Raw genomic sequence first — 16,557 nt, forward strand, 5'->3', positions numbered from 1 at the left:
CCCTCAGCCGTCTGCAGTTCCGCGTGGTTCGACGGTAGCGGTGCCGGGTGCCGCGTGGGCGCGGTGTGGTGACTGGACATCAGGGGACGCAACCTCTGCCGGTGGGCACGACGGACGGATGGTGTGGGTGGACGGGTGCAGGCCCGCGGGCAGGCGCTTGGGCTGACGGCAGGTCAGACGGCCATCCCGTACACGATGGTGAACAGCGTGCCCAGCGATCCGATGATGAAGACGCCGGTCAGCCCTGCCACGATGAGGCCCTTGCCCTGTTCCGCGCTGAAGGTGTCGCGCAGCGCCGTGGCGCCGATGCGCTGTTTCGCCGCACCCCAGATCGCGATACCGAGGCAGAGCAGGATGGCGACCGCCATCACCACTTCGATCATGATGCGCGCCTCGTTGCCCAAGGTCCCGAACGGCCCCCAGTTCGGGGCGATTCCGCCGATGATGGTGGTGATGTCGCCCTTCTCAGCTGCCAGGATCATGTAAGTCACCGCCCCTGTTGGGTAGTTCGCAGCCCGTGCCGTGCGACACGGGTCGGTCTCTATCTTCGCTGATGAAACCGGCATCGCACGACGCCTTCCCGGGTCTCTTTACCCGGATCTCGCACGTTTGACCGGAGGAGCCGCCCTGACCTGCGGCTCGCGTAGGGATCTGCCCGCATATGCATGGTTACTCTGTGTATCACGCGATGTGACGGCTAGCAACGACGGTGGCCATGGTTCCGGATGCGGCCGGTGCGTTCACGGGTCGCTGGGCATTCGTACGCGCTGTTCGAGAGCCGTGTGTGCGCCGGTGGCTTCCGGCCGATGCTTCATCAGGTGCCGTACGGGGAAGGCGCGCGGGCTCGCTTCTCAGAGCACGGTGCGCAGAGGCCTCGGGCCCCGGGCCGGGGTCCTCCAGTGGGACGGTGGCTTGAAGTCGCACCAGGAACCGTCGAACGGGAACGCCCCCGACTCGACGAGGCGGGTCACGTGTTCCCCCTCGGCGCGGATCTCCGCCGCCTTCTGCGCCGACCAGTACGCGGGGTGTCCGGTCTTGTCGGCGAACGACCGCTCGTCCTTCCATCGCCAGCTCCGGTCCGTCGCCACGGTGATGTCCAGCTCGTGGTCGGCCACGTCGATGTCCTCGCCGTGATGGGTCCGGTGCTCCAGATTCACGTACCAGCCGGCGAACTTCCGCCTCCGTCCGAAGAACCAGAACACCGCGTGGCCGGCCCCGGCCGGCTGGTGGATGAGTGCGCTGCCCATGGGCCACCGGCCGGCCCTCGCCGGGTAGCCCTGGGCCGGCCGGTGCTCGGGCGCGATGTCCCGGAGGTGGGCCCCCCGGGGCAGGTCCGTACGCCACATCGGGGTGCCGGTCTCCAGCCACACCACCTGGTACTCGTCCGTGCGTTCGACCAGGCGTACGGGTACGGACGAGCTCAGGTGACCGCCGATGAAGAGGTTCCACCGCAGGATCTGCCCGGTCATGACGCGAGGAGGGTCAGGTCCTGATCGCTGAGCCGCAGTGCGCCGGCGGCCACGTTGTCGACGAGGTGGTCGGGGTTGCCGGTGCCGGGGATGGCCAGGACGTGCGGTCCCTGGTGGAGGGTCCAGGCCAGGCGCACCTGAGCCGGTGTCACGCCGTGTGCGCGCGCGACGGTGAGCACCTCCTCGCTCTCGGCGCTGCTCGCGCCGCCTTCGCGCCCGGCGCCCGCGATGGCGAAGAAGGGGACGAAGGCGATGCCCTGATCACCGCAGGAACGCAGCAGGGCGTGGTGTTCGGCAGGGGAGCCGATGCCGTACATGTTCTGCACGCAGACCACGGGTGCGATGCCCTGCGCCTCGGCGAGCTGTTCCGGCGAGGTGTTGGAGATGCCCAGGTGGCGGATCAGGCCCGCCTCGCGCAGGTCGGCCAGGGCGCCGAAGTGTTCGGCGACCGGCTTGGATCCATGGCTGCTCGCGATGCGCAGGTTAACCACGTCCAGGTGGTCGCGGCCGAGCTGGCGAAGGTTCTCCTCGACCTGCCCGCGCAGCTGCTCCGGAGTGGCCCATGTCCACGCGCCGGAGGGGTCGCGGCCGGGCCCCACCTTCGTGGTGATGGCCAGGTGGTCGGCGTACGGGGCCAGCGCGCTGTTGATGAGCTCATTGGCGGACCGGAGCGGCGAGAAGTAGAAGGCGGCGGTGTCGATGTGGTTCACCCCGAGTTCGAGGGCGCGGCGCAGGACACCCAGGGCCCGGTTGCGGTCGCCGGAGTCGCCCTTCCTGAACGCCGCGCCGTCCTGGGTCAGGCGCATCGCGCCGAAGCCGACCCGGTTGATCGTCAGATCCCCGAGTTTCCACGTGCCGGCAGCTGATGCGTTGATCGTTTCCGATGATGAGGGCATCGTCGGATTGTCCCACCGGCGGAAAACCTGGGCTCGTATCCGCCGGGTGTCCGACGGTGTCCCGCCCGGAGGTGGCGGCTACTTGATCAGGGCGTCCGCGGCGACGATGACCAGGCCGATCAGCATGTCCATGCCCCCTGCCCGGCACGAGGACGGCCAGCTGTGTCCGGCTGTGCGGGCGGCCCAGGTGCCGCAGCCGAACAGGGCGACGGTGTTGAGCAGCAGGGCTGTGTCCGCGGCCGTGCCCTCTGCCCACCACCCGGCTGCCGCGGCGAGCAGTATCCCCACGGTGGGCAGCACGGCGACGATCAGGGGCCACTCGGCGAGCACCAGCCGCAGCCTGCTCGCGGTGGCCGACCCGTCGGTGGACGCACGCTGTGCGATGACGTGGGCGTACCCGTGGGCGGCGCCCGCCGCCAGTGCGGTGAGCAGGACCCACAGTGCGTCCGGGCCGGGATCGGCTTCCTCGCCCGCCGGGTCCAGCGCGGCCACCAGGGCGCTGGCCAGCACCAGGCCGTAGACGACGCTGAACAGTGACTGTTCGGGAGGCCGGTACCGCGAGGCCGGCCCCGGCGCGGCGCCCCTTCGGCGGACATGGTCGGCGCGGTCGGGCATCGCATCGCCTCGGTGCGGGAAGAGGGCTGGGTCCGCACATACTCACCCGCGTGACGTCAGGAAGCGCGACGCCACGCGCTGGGGCTGTCAGGGTGCCGGCGTCTCATGGCCCAGGTTCCTCGGTTCGCCGGAAGGGCCGTGCTCCTGGTGTGGGAGGTCCGTTCCCGCGGAGAGCTCAGGCGACGGCGCTCCGGGTCGGGCGGGCGGCGGGGGGTGCGGTGCCCGGAAGGTGAAGGCTGCGGGGGTTTCGCCGTTCGCGCGGATCAGGGCGATGCGGTCCATCGCCTCGGCCATGCTCGGGCGGTGCCCCGCGGGGACCCACCACATGGCGTGATGAAACTCGGCGAGGCGTTCGAACCATTCCCGCCGGCGTGCCAGCACCTTGAGGTGGGCGCTGCGGTACGTGTAGTCCTGCAGGGCCTCGACCGACTGCCACACCGAGCAGTTGATCAGCAGCATGTCGTCCTCGTCCTCGGGGCGGAGGTCCGTCGAGTCGGCTCCGCCTGCGTCGACCATGCGCCAGACGAAGCCGGGTGCCTGATCGGCGAGGGCGTTGATCTCCGGGAGCTGGGCGACGAAGTCGGCCAGCTGGGGACTGTCGAGCGGGGCGAGGATGCGCCCGACGTTGACCTGGGCGAGGTGATAGTCGTTCACGAGGGCAAGCATGCCCGGGTGAACTCTCTAAAGTCAACGGGATTTATTTTTACAGTTCTCCGGGAGCCTCCAAGGCGACGCAGCAGCCCTGCGGGAGCGGGTCCATCGCCGCGCTCCACCCCTGGGCATCCGGCAGTCCGGCGAGCAGGCCCTGGATCCTGGCCAGGTTCATCCCGCAGACCAGGGCCGGGAACTGGTCGGCCAGCGCGTGGAACGGGCAGTTGTTCAGCCGCAGTTTCCCGTCGTCGCGGAACGGTTCGTAGCCGCGCGCCCGCAGCGCCTCGACCGGGTCGGTCCCGCCGTCCGGGGCGGCGCCCTCGGACTCCCCGTCCGCGCGTGCCGCCGTCTGGAGGGCTCCGTCGAGCCCGGCCTGCTCCACCACCCCCGCGAGGAGCCGGCTCACCGAGTCGTAGGAGCGGGGCGGCATGGAGACCGAGTGCTCCCCCTCGGCCCGCCGGTACATCTTCGAGGGGCGCCCCGCCCCCGGCCCGCTGCGCCCCGACAGCCGCCGGAAGGACACCTCCAGCAGCCCGGCGTCGACCAGTTTGTCCAGGTGGAACGCGGCCAGTGAACGGGAGATCCCGGCCGCCTCGGCCGCCGCGTCCCGCCCCACCTCACCCGGTGTCCCGCTGACGTGCCGGTACAGACCCCGCCGCACCGGATCACCCAGCACGCCCAGCGCGTCGAGGGCGGAGTCATCGCTGCTGCTCATGGAGCGATTCTATTACCAGCGACAGTTGGTGATTTCGGCCCGGCGGTGACCGTCCAGGACCGGCGCGGCCTCTCAGGACGGTGATCGTCCAGGACCGGCGCGGCCTCTCAGGCCCCCTCGGCCAGAGTCGCCGTGAAGCTCCGGCCGTAGGCCTGGTGGGTCGGGACGTCGATCCGCGTGCCACCGGGGATGTGGCGGACGCGGACCCCGGAATCGGCGGAGACCTGCCGCAGGGGCCGCCCGTGGAGGGTGACCTGGACGGTTCGCCGTGCCGTCGTCGGGTCGGACACCGCGAGGCGGTAGGTGCCGCCCTCGCTCCGGCTCAGCATGACCGAGGCCGGGCCGTCGACCGAGAGCCGTCCCACCCGGTGGGTACCCGGGGTGAAGGCGTTCGCGGCGGTGATGCCCAGGCGCGTGTGGGCCGCTGCCTGCAGGCGGACGGTGTTGGACAGCACGGAGAGCGGTCCGTGGGCGTAGGACCCCAGCTGTTCCGCCGAGGCGCCGGGGACGAGGGCGTGTGCCATGGCGGCGGGCCGCTCTCCGGCCGCCTGCTCGTAGGAGAGCGTGAAGACCTGCTTGGTCACTGCGGTGTCCGCGTTGGCGAGGCGCACGAGGCGCCGGCTGCGGGTGACCGTGCCGAGGGCGACGACCGGTGGCGGGCCGGACAGGAAGACGTACCCGACCGCGGTCCTCCGGCTGTCGTCGGCGTACCGGAGCCAGGCCGGGGAGGCGGTCCCGGACCTCTGCCAGGGCGATCCGTCGCGGAGCCCGCCGGTGAGTTCCACGGGTGCGGCGGGGTCCGCGATGCGGCTGTCGACCGTCGTGGTCACCGCGCGGCCCGCGAGCCCGGTCACGCCCGCGGAGAGCACCAGGATCTCGTCGTCGAACATGAACCACGACCTGGTGGCGCCCGCGGCCCGGTAGGCGACGAAGTCGTCGGGCAGCGCGCCCTCCTGCTGGGCGGCGTACGCGGCGTCGTCGGACTGGACGAGACCGGCCGTCCCGTAGGCGCCCAGGCTCACGCCTCCGGAGAACGGGTGGGTGGCGCGCGGGAAGTAGACGTAGGCGTTCTGCGACTCGGAGGACGAGGTGAAGCCACGCTCAGGATTGTCGTACCAGGCGGTGCCGTAGAGCTCGGGGACGGAGCGGCGTGCCTCCACGGGAGCGGTGACGCCCGCGAGGCGGTGGGGCTCGACAACGGTGAAGTAGTCGATGCCGAACGCCTGCCGCTGGTCCTCACCGGAGAGGTACAGGTAGTGGGCGCCCGTGCCCTGGAACCACGGCATCAGGTTCTCGCCGCTCATGTACTCGTACATGCTGACGCGCGAGGAACTCCGGGCGAGGGCGAAGGCGTAACCGGGCCGGCGGTGGACGGTCCGGTCCATCGCGTTGTACGCGGTGTGGGAGGCGGCGCTGACGAGATCCTCGGCGGCCCCGGGGGAGTTCAGGATGTCGGCGTGGCGGGCGATGCTCACGGGGGAGACGAAGGACGTCGGGTCGATGGCCGCTCCCGAGGTCCGCCGGACGTATCTGACGTAGCTCTCCAGGGCCTCGGTGCCCGCGGCGTCCGTGTGCGCGGAGAGGTCGACGACGGCCTCCACGACGGCGGCGGCGTCGGCGTACCCCGTGCCCGTCCGTGAGACGGCGCGGCCCTTGACCGCCTCCATCATCCAGCCCTCGAAGACCAGCGGGGCGAAGCCGTCGACGACCCAGCCCCGTACGACGCCGACCAGGCTGTCGTCGGGCACGTAGCCGGTGCCGTCGAGGATCTTGATGGTCTGGACGACGCGGGTGAGCAGGCCCTTGCCGTACGAACCCGTGTACGCGACGGAGCCGTGCTGGACGAAGGAACCGTCGGCGTAGAAGCCGTCGGTCACCCCGTGACGCGGCCGGTAGGGGTCGACCGTCGCGTAGACGGTCAGCTGGTCGGCCAGGGCCTTGGTGATGCGGGTGTCATCGCCCAGCAGGGCGCCCTGGAGCATCCGGTTGGTCGTGATGTCGGCGAGGTTGGCCCCGGTGTGGAAGCGTGAGTCGAGATCGACGTCGCCGTCCTTGCCGTTGCGGAGATACGCGTCCATGGAGGCGATGTAGGCCGCGGTGAGGTCCGGACGGTACGCCGCGGCCTCGTCCCTCAGGAGGACGAGGGTCTTGGTCACGTGGGCCGGGATCCCGATCTCCCAGTGGAACCAGTTGCCGTAGTAGCCCTTCGACTGGTCGCCGAACCAGCCGTCGTGGAGCCGGGCCAGGGCGTCGAGGACCCGGCGCCGGACCTCCACGGCGCCGGGCGCGCCGGGGAGGCGGTCGGCGAGGGCTATCTCGTAGAGGTACTGGTAGGTGGTGCTCAGGTTGGGGTCGCTGGTGCCGAGGGGGAGGCCCGCGAAGAGCTCGTCCTGCCCGGCGCCGTCCATCGCGGTGAGTCGGGCCCGTGCCGTCCCCCTCAGCGCGGCGAGCTTCGGGGCCACTTCGGGGCGGGCGTTCGAATCGGCGGTGCCGGCGAACACCGCGGCGGCGTTGCCGAGCAGGGTCGCCGCCGCCTCGTCCGCGGACACCGGGGCGCCCGGCGCGGCAGCCGGATCACGCCGGGGCGCCGCCCCGGCCCGAAGGGACCGGGACACCGCCCAGAGGGTGGCGGCGGGGATCACGGACAGTGCGGATCGACGCGAGAGCTCCACCGGCACGCTCCGAAGTCAGGCCTGTAAGCGCTTGTTTCCCTCAGCCCCAGCCAAGCAACCACGTCTTACCGGTGTCAACGGCGGGGGCGTTGTCAGTGACCTCGACTACGGTCGACGGCATGACGACTCCTGCGACTCCCCCTGCCGACGGACACCATGTCATCCAGGTCCGGGGCGCCCGCGCGAACAACCTCGCCGATGTCTCGCTGGACATCCCGAAGCGCCGGCTGACGGTGTTCACCGGTGTGTCCGGGTCAGGGAAGTCCTCGCTCGTCTTCGGCACCATCGCGGCCGAGTCCCAGCGTCTGATCAACGAGACGTACACCGCCTTCGTCCAGTCGTTCATGCCGAGCCTGGGCCGTCCCGACGTGGACGCGCTGCACAATCTGAGCGCCGCGATCGTGGTCGACCAGGAGCGGATGGGGGCCAACTCCCGCTCCACCGTGGGCACCGCCACGGACGCGTACACGATGCTGCGGATCGTGTTCTCGCGGCTCGGCACGCCGCACATCGGGACGTCGGGTGCCTTCAGCTTCAATCTGCCGGAGGGCATGTGCCCGCGGTGCGAGGGCGTGGGCCAGACCTCGGACATCGACATCGACCAGTTGGTCGACCGGGAGAAGTCGATGAACGAGGGGGCCATCACGGTGCCCAACTTCGCGGTGGACTCCTGGTACTGGCAGGTCATGGCCAAGTCCGGCTTCTACGACCCGGACAAGAAGCTCAAGGACTTCACTGAGCAGGAGTGGTCCGACTTCCTCCACAAGCCGCAGACCAAGGTGAAGGTGGACAGCAACAACCTCACCTACGAGGGCCTCGTCCAGAAGGTCCAGCGGACCGTCCTCAGCAAGGACCGGGAGGCCATGCAGCCTCACATCCGCGCCTTCGTCGACCGTGCCGTGGTCTTCCGTGAGTGCTCCGACTGCGGGGGGACCCGGCTGACGGCCGCCGCGCTGTCGTCGAAGATCGACGGTGTGAACATCGCGGAGTGCTCCGCCATGCAGATCAGTGACCTCGCCGCCTTCGTCCGCCGGATCGACGACCCGGGTGTGGCGCCCCTGCTGGCCGGTCTGAGGGACCTGCTGGACTCACTCGTCGAGATCGGCCTCGGCTACCTCAGCCTGGACCGGCCGGCGGGCACCCTCTCGGGCGGTGAGGCGCAGCGCGTGAAGATGGTGCGGCATCTGGGATCCAGCCTCACGGACGTCACATACGTCTTCGACGAGCCGACCATCGGGCTCCACCCCCACGACATCCGGCGGATGAACGACCTGTTGCTGCGTCTGCGCGACAAGGGGAACACGGTGCTCGTCGTCGAGCACAAGCCCGAGGTGATCGCCATCGCCGACCACGTGGTGGATCTCGGGCCGGGCGCGGGGACCGACGGGGGGACCATCTGCTTCAGCGGGGACGTCGCAGGACTGCGCGCCTCGGGCACCCTCACCGGGCGCCATCTCGAGCACCGCGCGCACCTGCGGGACGAGGTGCGGAAGCCGACCGGTCAGCTGTCCATCGAGGGGGCCGATCTCCACAACCTCCAGGACGTGAGTGTCGACATCCCGCTCGGTGTCCTGACCGTCGTCACCGGTGTCGCCGGGTCCGGCAAGAGCTCGCTGATCCACGGCAGCCTGCCCGCGGGGCAGGGCGTGGTGGTCGCCGATCAGACCCCGATCCGCGGCTCGCGCCGCTCGAACCCGGCGACGTACACCGGTCTCCTCAACCCGATCCGTACGGCCTTCGCCAAGGCCAACGGCGTCAAGGCGGCCCTTTTCAGCGCCAATTCGGAAGGCGCCTGCCCCAAGTGCAACGGCATCGGCCTCGTCTACACCGATCTCGCGATGATGGCGGGGGTCGCGTCGGTGTGCGAGGAGTGCCAGGGGAAGCGGTTCACCCCGGAGGTGCTGACCTACACCCTGAACGGCAGGAACATCAGCGAGGTCCTCGGGATGTCGGTGGCGCAGGCCTACGACTTCTTCACCTCCGGTCAGGCGCGCGCCATCCTCGGACGGCTGCGTGACGTCGGGCTCGGCTACCTCCGGCTCGGCCAGCCGCTGAACACCTTGTCGGGCGGTGAGCGCCAGCGCCTCAAGCTCGCCATCCACATGGCGGAGAAGGCGGCGACCTACGTCCTCGACGAGCCGACCACCGGTCTGCACATGGCCGACGTGGACCAACTGCTCGCACTGCTCGACCGGCTGGTGGACGCGGGCAACACCGTGATCGTCATCGAGCACCACCAGGCGGTGATGGCCCACGCGGACTGGATCGTCGACCTCGGCCCCGGAGCCGGTCACGACGGCGGCCGGGTGGTGTTCGAGGGGACCCCCGCGGAGCTGGTGGCCGACGGGAGCACCCTCACGGCGCGGCACCTGCGGGAGTATGTCGGGGGCTGAGGAGGGGAGCGGGACGCAGGGGACGTCTCAGGGCGGTTCAGGAACCGGGTCCCGAAGGGGGTGGTCTTCGGTGAAGTGGTCGAATTCGCCGGCCAGGACCCCTTTGGTGAACGCCTCCCACTTTTCCACGGTGGTGGTCACCACGGTGGCGGGGGCGCCGGTCTCGCGCAGGTACACGAGCTCGTCGGACCCGAACGCGATCTCGATCCAGGGCCCGGGGCCCTCCGCGTCGTCGGGAGCGGCCCTGGTCCAGACGAGGCCGGCGGGGAGGTCAGCCATGGGCCTGGGTCTCCTTGACGGTCCGGATGAGGGCGGCCAGGGCAGCGGGGCTGGTCCGGAGTATCGCGCCGGTGGGGTCGCTGCTCTCGGTGAGGGCGACGGATCCTTGGTCGGCGGCGACGTGCAGGCAGGCTTCTCCCTGTGCGCAGTATGAGGACTTCCGCCAGTGGGGGGTGGTCATCTTCGGTTCCTCACAGTTCCTGAGCGATGGCGTGGATGAGGTCTCGCGTTTGGTCCGCAGGCAGTGCGACGGTGTCGAGGCGTTCGAGTAGGAGCCTGTACTGAGCCAGTTGTGCCTCGGAGTCGATGAACACAGGTCCATGGGATTGATCGAGCTGAGCGGTGTCGAGGGCAGGGACCCGGCCCGCCACGTAGTACACGGACTGGCCGGACCCCGGGTAGTCCGTCGCTGAGAACGGGATCACCTTGATGGTCACGTGAGAGCACTCGCTCAATTCGAGCAGGTGCTGAAGTTGGGCGCGGGCGATGAGCGGGCCACCGAAGCGCATACGGAGTGCTGCCTCGTGGACAAGGGCGCGGTACGGCACGGCGTCATCCTGGTACAGGACAGTCTGACGCTTCACGCGGAACGAGACCCGGTGTTCGATCTCCGGCGGAGATATGCCGGGCACTGCCTGCCGATAGATCGAACGGGCGTGATCGACGGTCTGGAGAAGGCCGGGGATGTGAATGCTGTGAGCCGCCCGCAAGGACGTGCCGTGATGCTCGATCTCTGCGAGATCAAGAAGCTTCGGAGGCAGGATCTCCCGGTACTCCTCCCACCAGCCGCGCTTTCGGTCTCCCGTCATGTCGACCAGGGCATCGACCAGGGGCTGGTCGATGCAGGAGTACGTGCGGGCTGCGACCCGCACTCTGTCGGCGCTGACGCCGAACCGGGCCACCTCTATGTTGCTCAGCTGCCCGGGGCTCGTTCCAAGGAGGTCTGCGGCCTGCGTAGTGGTCAGCCCCGCGCGCTCGCGCAGCTTGCGCAACTCCGCGCCCAGACGCGTGCGGCGTGCAGTGGGCGCTGCTCTGCCTGGCATATGAACTCTCCCTGAGATGCCCCGCGTTGCGGAGCGTCACCCACACGAGTGGTTCGGCTAAAGAATCCGATCAAACAGTGCAAGTAATACTTGCGGGGCCTTAGTGTCTGACCCAGGCCGTCTGCCCGGAAGTACCCCGCTCGACGGAGCGGTCTCGTCACCGGGCCATGCGAGACGCACACCCACAACGCTCCTCCGTGAACGGAGACTTCCATGGTTCTGGCCACCGTAACGCCGCCCTGGGCGTACACCCTCCAACTTCCGCAGGATCCCCGTGGACCCGGGATCGCCCGGTCGACGCTGCGGACCGTGCTGCGGGTGCACGGGATGAGGGATCTCATCGAGACCGCCGAGCTCCTGGCGAGCGAACTGGTCACCAACGCGTACCGGCACTCCGACGGGCCGTACTCCCTGCGGTTGCGAGGGGCCGGGCGGAACCGGGTGCGGGTCGGGGTGTGGGACAGCAGTCCGGAGATTCCGGATCCGTTCGGCGGCGGTGTCGTGAGCGAGCCGGAGACGCTGGCCGAGCGGGGGCGCGGGCTGCAGCTCGTACGTGAGTGCGCGGAGAGCTGGGGCGCGTATCCCATCAGGGGCGCCCTGCCGGGGCAGGGCGGCAAGGTGCTCTGGGTCGAGTGCACCGAGCCGCGCCACCCCTGATCGGGCCGGGCAGGGTCAGCGAGTGGTGTACCGGGCCTCGAAGGTGCGGAAGGACTGCTCCTGGTTCCACTCCAGCCGGGCCTTCGGGCTGTTCGCCAGGAAGCGGGCGCAGCGGTCCGACCGGGGTGCCTGGCATTCCTGGACCGGGCGGAAGCCCTGGCGCACGGGGTCGGGGCGCCAGTAGCTGCGGCCCGGCAGGAAGGCGTACTCCAGGGAGGCCCGGGCCAGGTCCTTCAGCTCCGGGTAGCCGAGCCCGTAGGTGCGGGCTGCCCGCTGGTACTCCTGGCCGATGTCACCGCGCGACACCCCCGGATCGTCGGTGGAGAGCACCACGGGGACCCCGTACTTCCGGTACACCGGGTACGGGTGCTCGTCGCCCTCGACCTGGAGGATCTGCGCGTTGCTGGTGAGCGGGACCTCGACGGCGATCTGCCGGCGCGCCATGTCACGGGCGAGGCGCTGCCAGTCGTCCTCGTGCACGAGGTCGCCCAGCGCACCGTGATCCGGCACGCCGGATCGGGGGCCGTGGTCGCGCAGTGGGCGGCGCGGCGGAACTCGGCGTCGGCGGTGTCGGCCTCCTGCTTCGCGGCCGCCACCAGCTGGTCCAGGCGGCCACCGGCGAGCAGCTTGCGGTGCAGGGCCGCCAGATCCGCGTCCCAGCCGACGTCTGCGGCGAGCTGCCTGGCGCCCGCCGACGCGGGGCTCACCATGGTCTCCAGATAGGTCTGGTTCTGCGCCGCGGCGGTGCCCGCCACATCGGCCAGCATCTTCCCGCGGTGCGAGGTGGCGGCGCCGAACTTCCCGAACGTGGCGAAGAAGTGGTCGTGCCCCGACTCGCCCTGCGGGAAGTCCTGCATGGACCAGGCCCGGATGACCTCCTGCCGGAAACCGGCGTCCGTGAGTGCGTCGGCGGCCGGCCGCGCGCCGGCCCCGCACGGCGGGGCGACGGCGGTCATCGAGGCGTCGATGCAGAGGCGGTCGTCGGCGGCGAGCTGGACGAGGTACTCGGTCCGTACCGCGCCGGAGAGGTGATTGTGCAGGTCACCTCCCTTGGGCAGGTCCCGGAAGAAGCGGGCGGCGTCCTCCGCATGGGTGGCCAGCCAGGTGGTGGTGCGGGTCTCGGAGGCGGTGACCGGCCGGGACGGCGGTACGGACTCGGGGGCGGCTGCACGGGCGGTCGACCCGGCGGGCAGGGAGGCGGCGAGAGCCGCCGCGGCGAGACCGGCGGCCATCAACAGCCTCTGGCCGTGCGGTGCGTTGCGGTGTAGGGAGTTCACGCCTTGCATGATCACGAAGGGCGGCCCGCACCGCCCGGGGCCGCGTGGGCCGCGCCCCGTAAACCATCCGCACGGGGGACAACCGCTCGGCGCGGCCGGGCCCGCTCCGGCTCAGGCGGCGCGGAGCTCGGGAGGGAAGCCCGTCCAGCGGAGTTCCTCCGGCAGGTGGCCCATGTCGTTGACCATGAGCAGGGTCGCGGGCCTGCCCGGCGTGTAACGGACCACGGTCAGGGCTGCGTTGGCGTGGTTGAGCCCCAACCAGCGCCAGGCGGGGGCGTCGAGGGCGTCCCGTACCAGCCATGCGGCCAGGAAGGCGTGCGTGATCACCAGTTCGTGACGGGGCTCGTCGCCCTCCGCCGGACCCGTGAACCGTGCCCCCGCGGCGTCCGCCAACTCGGCTCCCCGACTGCGTTCGTCCTCCGGGAACTGGCCCACGAAGGCGAGGAAACGATCCGCCGACTCCTTCGGGAGTTCCTCCCGGCGCGGGACGTACGGGACGTAGTCACCGGCCGCCTCCGAGACCTGGAGGGGGACGTCCGGCCGGAGCCGCTCATGGACCAGCCGGGCGGTCTGCGTGGCCCGCGGGAGGGGGCCGTGGTGCACGGCGGAGAGCGGTACGCCCCGGAGTCGTTCGCCGAGGAGAGCCGCCTGGCGCCGGCCGCGTTCCGTCAGCTCGGTCTCGTCGGGGGATGCCTCGGCGTGCCGGGCGACGTAGAGGAAGCGGGTGGTGGCCGAGGACATGGTGGCCCTTCTCCTGGAGGTGGGTGGGGTCGAGCGGGTTCGGTCGGACGTCCCGCTGGACGTCGTGGCCCCCCGCGCTGGTTCCGCAGCGGCCGGACCGGACCGCCCGGTCCTGAGACCGAGCGTGCTCAGTGAGCGGTTCCGGACAGTTGCGGACGCGGATCCGTGGGGAATGCGGATCCCTTTGTCCGAAACCACCTCCGATCTGCCCTTGGCCACCATCCCGCCGTGCGGCGAGGGGCGTCGCGCGTTCGGGTGATCTTGGGTACCGACCGCTCCTTGCGGGCGCTGGGGTCCGGGCCGCCACGCCGCCGCGCCCCGGCGTGTCGGCTCCGCCGCCTTTGACACAGTGCCGCTCCGTGATCGAGGAACGGGGTGAGTGGTGTGGCTGAGGTGGGCGGCGCGGATGACCCGGCAGGACCGCCGGTCGGGGGCGGAGGAGGGCCGAGGCTGAAGCACAGCGACGGCCCGTGGCTGCGGGCCGCCGGGGGCGCGGAGGAGCTGGTGACCCATCTGCAGCCGGTGCGGGCCGAGTTGGCCCTTGCCCACACGGGGCTGATGGCGGGAGCGGGACGGCTGACCGCGCTGGCCGAGCTCGCCGCCGTACGGGAGTCCTGGGAACGGCGGATCCAGGCCGCGCAGGGGGAATGCGGCAGCCTGGCGGCCAAGCTGCGTTCCGTCGCGCGGACGCAGGGCGCCACGAACGAGGCCGTCGGTTCCTCCATTGCCGCGGTGCCCGTCCCGCGGATGGGTGAGGGGTCGTGACGCCGGCCTTGACCTGGGCGCAGTTACGGGACCTGAAGTGCGCCGAGCTGGAGGGCGCGGCCGACGGGTGGGGCAAGTCCAGCAACCGTGCCGACGCCGCGCGTGACCGCATCGAGCAGCAGCTCCTCACGGGCCTCCGCGACACGCAGGAGGGCGAGGCGGCGCAGGCGGCGGTGCGGCGGCTGCGGCAACTGGGACGCAACTTCCAGTACGTGTACACCGAGTGCGGGCTCCTCCGTACGACGCTGAACTCCCTGGCCCACGAGATGAAGACCCAGCAGCGAGCGCTGAAGGACGCACTGGACGACGCGGCCGCGCTGAAGTTCACCGTGCACGCGGACGGGTCGGTGACCTACCCGGCAGGGGGCGAGGGCCTGGTCGACGGCGCCCCGCTGCGGGGCGGCACGGCGGCGTCGAGCGGCTCGCCGGGGCTGACGCCGCCCTCCGGTCTGGTCGCACCCAACCCCAACGCGGGCAAGGCCCAGGACATCGCGGACCGGGTGAGTGGGGCGGTCCGGGCGGCGGCCGAGATCGACTGGCGGTACGCGGGGATCCTGCGCCGGCTGAAGGCCGAGGACGGCCTGAAGGTCCCGGACTCCACGTGGAAGGACGCGGCGGGTGACGCTGCGGAGGTCCGGGACGCGGCGGGGGCCTACCTCAAGGACGCCATCCCGCGCGACGCGTCCCCTGCGAGACGGCGCGACTGGTGGGCGGGGCTGACCCAGGAGCAGCGCGAGGAGTACCTGGCGGTCTACCCGGACCAGATCGGGAACCTGGACGGAATCCCGGCCCTGGTCCGCGACGCGGCGAACCGCGACAACCTGTCGCTGCTGATCGGCAAGCTGGAGGGGCGGGACGACGACAAGTCGGTCACCCAGCTGGCGGGGCTGCGGGAGATCGACCGGCAGTTGGGGGCGGCAGCCAAGCCGGGGGAGCCGCCGATGTTCCTCCTGGGTATCAGCGATGAGGGAAATGGGCGAGCGATCGTCTCTTATGGGAACCCGGATACGTCGAAGAATGTTGCGGCGTATGTGCCGGGGCTGAATACGTCGCTGGATAAGGGGTTTGCGGATGGAGACCTGAAGCGCGCCCGTGACACCGCGATTGGGGCGCGATACTACGACCCGTCCAGTGCTGCGATTGCCTGGCTCGGATATGACGCGCCGCAACTTGTCGACGGGTTCAGTAGTCTAGCGGTAGCTGGAGACGGACGGGCAATGGCGGGTGGTGAACGCTTAAATGAATTCACGGCAGGGTTGGCCGCGACGAACGAGCACAGCGATCCCCACCTGACGGCTATTGGGCACTCTTACGGGTCTCGGACCGTAGGTGCAGCGACGCAACAAGGCGACGGCATCCCCGGTGTCGACGACATTGTTCTGGTGGGCAGTCCCGGCGTGGGAGTCGACCGAGCGGAGGATCTTGGTGTGGGTAGAGAGCATGTATTCGTCGGATCGGCAGAAAACGACGTGGTGACAAAGATGCCCGCAAAGCAGCAGGTGGCGGCTGGGGCGATGGTAGCTATGTCTGGCCCCCTCACCTATGTTGTGGGAGATATCGCAGACCAGGGTGACGATGATCTCTGGTTTGGGAAGGATCCCGCGAGTGCGGCATTCGGTGCTCGACGGTTCAATGTCGATGATGGGCCTGGTCTCGTTGGCGGGGTCGGAGCTTCGATCGGTGCGCATTCACAATATTTCGATCCAGTCCGGGATCCATCGTCAGCGAACAGTATCGCTCTGATTTCTGCTGGACGCGCCGAAAAGGTCAAGTCTGAGGAGTATCGATGATTCGTGCGCTCAGGTGTGTGGCCTCTGTAGCAATCTTCTCGTGCGTCTTGTCGGGTTGTGTGGGTGGTGCTGCCTCTCCCGGGCAGGTGGAGAACTCGAAAATGAACATGCAGGAAGCGGCAAATCGAGCCGATGGAATCTTGAACGAAGTATTTGCGGAGGTGCGGCCAGCAGTTAATTGGACTCACGGTCCGACGACCACTGGAAGCTGCGACGTAACCAGGCGACGCGCGGTGATGACCATCGTCTCCGCCGAACGCAGAGGTAGTTTCCTGGGCGTGGTGGATCGCTACTGGCGCACCAGCGGGTACCGGATGAAATCCGTCAACAACGATCCGGACGTCCCGGCGATCTTTGCCCAGACGAAGGACGGGTTCGGCGTCAGTCTGATCGTCGGAGGCGAAGGCCAGGTGTTCTTCGAAGTCGACACCCCCTGCGTTGAAGAGTCCGAGGTAGCCGAGTCCACCACCCAGGCCACAGCTCCCACTTACGAGGGCATGGAGAACATCCCCCGCCCCAACATCCGCTCGCCCTTCTGGTCCGCCGGCGCCCCCTGACCCCCCGTAGCCGCCCCTGACGCCCCCTCATGCCCCC

15 protein-coding genes and 2 pseudogenes are annotated in these 16,557 nt (G+C 69.9%); 5 read left to right on the top strand and 12 right to left on the bottom strand.

All coding sequences use genetic code 11. From position 1 onward, the window contains the following. Positions 1–173: 173 nt before the first annotated feature. The 7 genes and pseudogenes from ACIRJR_RS31810 to ACIRJR_RS31840 all read right to left on the bottom strand — a co-directional run bounded on the left by ACIRJR_RS31810 (position 174) and on the right by ACIRJR_RS31840 (position 7,018). Positions 174–482 (bottom strand): hypothetical protein, encoded by a 309-nt coding sequence (locus ACIRJR_RS31810; RefSeq protein ID WP_014047394.1) that lies wholly within the window; start codon positions 480–482, stop codon positions 174–176. Between the two features lie 369 nt (positions 483–851). Continuing rightward, positions 852–1,469 carry a DUF402 domain-containing protein gene (locus ACIRJR_RS31815; RefSeq protein ID WP_403787062.1) on the bottom strand — a complete coding sequence of 206 codons (618 nt, stop codon included), beginning with the start codon at positions 1,467–1,469 and terminating at the stop codon, positions 852–854. Beyond that, positions 1,466–2,365, bottom strand: a complete 900-nt coding sequence (locus ACIRJR_RS31820) for an aldo/keto reductase (RefSeq protein WP_403787064.1) — start codon at positions 2,363–2,365, stop codon at positions 1,466–1,468. The genes ACIRJR_RS31815 and ACIRJR_RS31820 overlap by 4 nt, the downstream gene beginning before the upstream one ends. 78 nt (positions 2,366–2,443) lie before the next feature. Then, positions 2,444–2,980, bottom strand: coding sequence for a hypothetical protein (locus ACIRJR_RS31825; protein WP_403787066.1), 537 nt, complete (start codon positions 2,978–2,980; stop codon positions 2,444–2,446). Positions 2,981–3,184: 204 nt separating this feature from the next. Continuing rightward, positions 3,185–3,634: pseudogene (locus ACIRJR_RS31830) on the bottom strand (DUF3291 domain-containing protein); the annotation flags it as partial. A 49-nt stretch (positions 3,635–3,683) separates the two neighbouring features. Next, positions 3,684–4,346, bottom strand: coding sequence for a helix-turn-helix transcriptional regulator (locus tag ACIRJR_RS31835; RefSeq protein ID WP_403787068.1), 663 nt, complete (start codon positions 4,344–4,346; stop codon positions 3,684–3,686). A 107-nt stretch (positions 4,347–4,453) separates the two neighbouring features. Further along, entirely contained in the window at positions 4,454–7,018 is a 2,565-nt protein-coding gene (locus ACIRJR_RS31840) for a polysaccharide lyase family 8 super-sandwich domain-containing protein (RefSeq protein ID WP_403787070.1), read from the bottom strand. Between the two features lie 119 nt (positions 7,019–7,137). On the opposite strand from ACIRJR_RS31840, the gene ACIRJR_RS31845 reads away from it, so the two are divergent. Next, on the top strand, positions 7,138–9,411 hold the full coding sequence (locus ACIRJR_RS31845) for an ATP-binding cassette domain-containing protein (RefSeq protein WP_403787072.1): 2,274 nt from the start codon (positions 7,138–7,140) through the stop codon (positions 9,409–9,411). A gap of 27 nt (positions 9,412–9,438) precedes the next feature. Here the strand turns inward: ACIRJR_RS31845 and ACIRJR_RS31850 are convergent, their stop codons facing one another. Genes ACIRJR_RS31850 through ACIRJR_RS31860 form a run of 3 tightly spaced genes read right to left on the bottom strand, consistent with a single transcriptional unit; the run spans position 9,439 to position 10,733 of the window. Next, a complete protein-coding gene (locus ACIRJR_RS31850; protein ID WP_403787074.1) occupies positions 9,439–9,690 on the bottom strand; it encodes a DUF397 domain-containing protein in 252 nt (83 codons plus the stop codon). Further along, positions 9,683–9,871 (bottom strand): DUF397 domain-containing protein, encoded by a 189-nt coding sequence (locus tag ACIRJR_RS31855; protein ID WP_403787076.1) that lies wholly within the window; start codon positions 9,869–9,871, stop codon positions 9,683–9,685. The genes ACIRJR_RS31850 and ACIRJR_RS31855 overlap by 8 nt, the downstream gene beginning before the upstream one ends. A 10-nt stretch (positions 9,872–9,881) precedes the next feature. Next, the gene (locus tag ACIRJR_RS31860) at positions 9,882–10,733 is read right to left on the bottom strand and encodes a Scr1 family TA system antitoxin-like transcriptional regulator (RefSeq protein ID WP_403787078.1); all 852 of its coding nucleotides are present in this window, start codon (positions 10,731–10,733) and stop codon (positions 9,882–9,884) included. Positions 10,734–10,946: 213 nt separating this feature from the next. Here ACIRJR_RS31860 and ACIRJR_RS31865 point away from each other — a divergent pair, with 213 nt between their 5' ends. Beyond that, positions 10,947–11,390, top strand: coding sequence for an ATP-binding protein (locus ACIRJR_RS31865; protein WP_403787080.1), 444 nt, complete (start codon positions 10,947–10,949; stop codon positions 11,388–11,390). A 15-nt stretch (positions 11,391–11,405) separates the two neighbouring features. Here the strand turns inward: ACIRJR_RS31865 and ACIRJR_RS31870 are convergent. Next, positions 11,406–12,676 (bottom strand): annotated as a pseudogene (locus ACIRJR_RS31870) (hypothetical protein). A 102-nt stretch (positions 12,677–12,778) separates the two neighbouring features. After that, complete coding sequence (locus tag ACIRJR_RS31875) at positions 12,779–13,408, bottom strand: histidine phosphatase family protein (RefSeq protein WP_403787082.1); 630 nt, start codon at positions 13,406–13,408, stop codon at positions 12,779–12,781. Between the two features lie 375 nt (positions 13,409–13,783). Between ACIRJR_RS31875 and ACIRJR_RS31880 the strand changes: the two genes are divergently transcribed. The 3 genes from ACIRJR_RS31880 (at position 13,784) to ACIRJR_RS31890 (ending at position 16,520) form a co-directional block, all read left to right on the top strand. Next, positions 13,784–14,173, top strand: coding sequence for a hypothetical protein (locus ACIRJR_RS31880; protein WP_403787084.1), 390 nt, complete (start codon positions 13,784–13,786; stop codon positions 14,171–14,173). Further along, the gene (locus ACIRJR_RS31885) at positions 14,170–15,963 is read left to right on the top strand and encodes an alpha/beta hydrolase (RefSeq protein WP_403787086.1); all 1,794 of its coding nucleotides are present in this window, start codon (positions 14,170–14,172) and stop codon (positions 15,961–15,963) included. The genes ACIRJR_RS31880 and ACIRJR_RS31885 overlap by 4 nt, the downstream gene beginning before the upstream one ends. A gap of 101 nt (positions 15,964–16,064) precedes the next feature. After that, positions 16,065–16,520 carry a hypothetical protein gene (locus tag ACIRJR_RS31890; protein ID WP_403787088.1) on the top strand — a complete coding sequence of 152 codons (456 nt, stop codon included), beginning with the start codon at positions 16,065–16,067 and terminating at the stop codon, positions 16,518–16,520. The last annotated feature ends 37 nt before the right edge of the window (positions 16,521–16,557 follow it).

The organism is Streptomyces sp. NPDC102402, assembly GCF_044765765.1.
Taxonomy (GTDB): Bacteria; Actinomycetota; Actinomycetes; order Streptomycetales; family Streptomycetaceae; genus Streptomyces.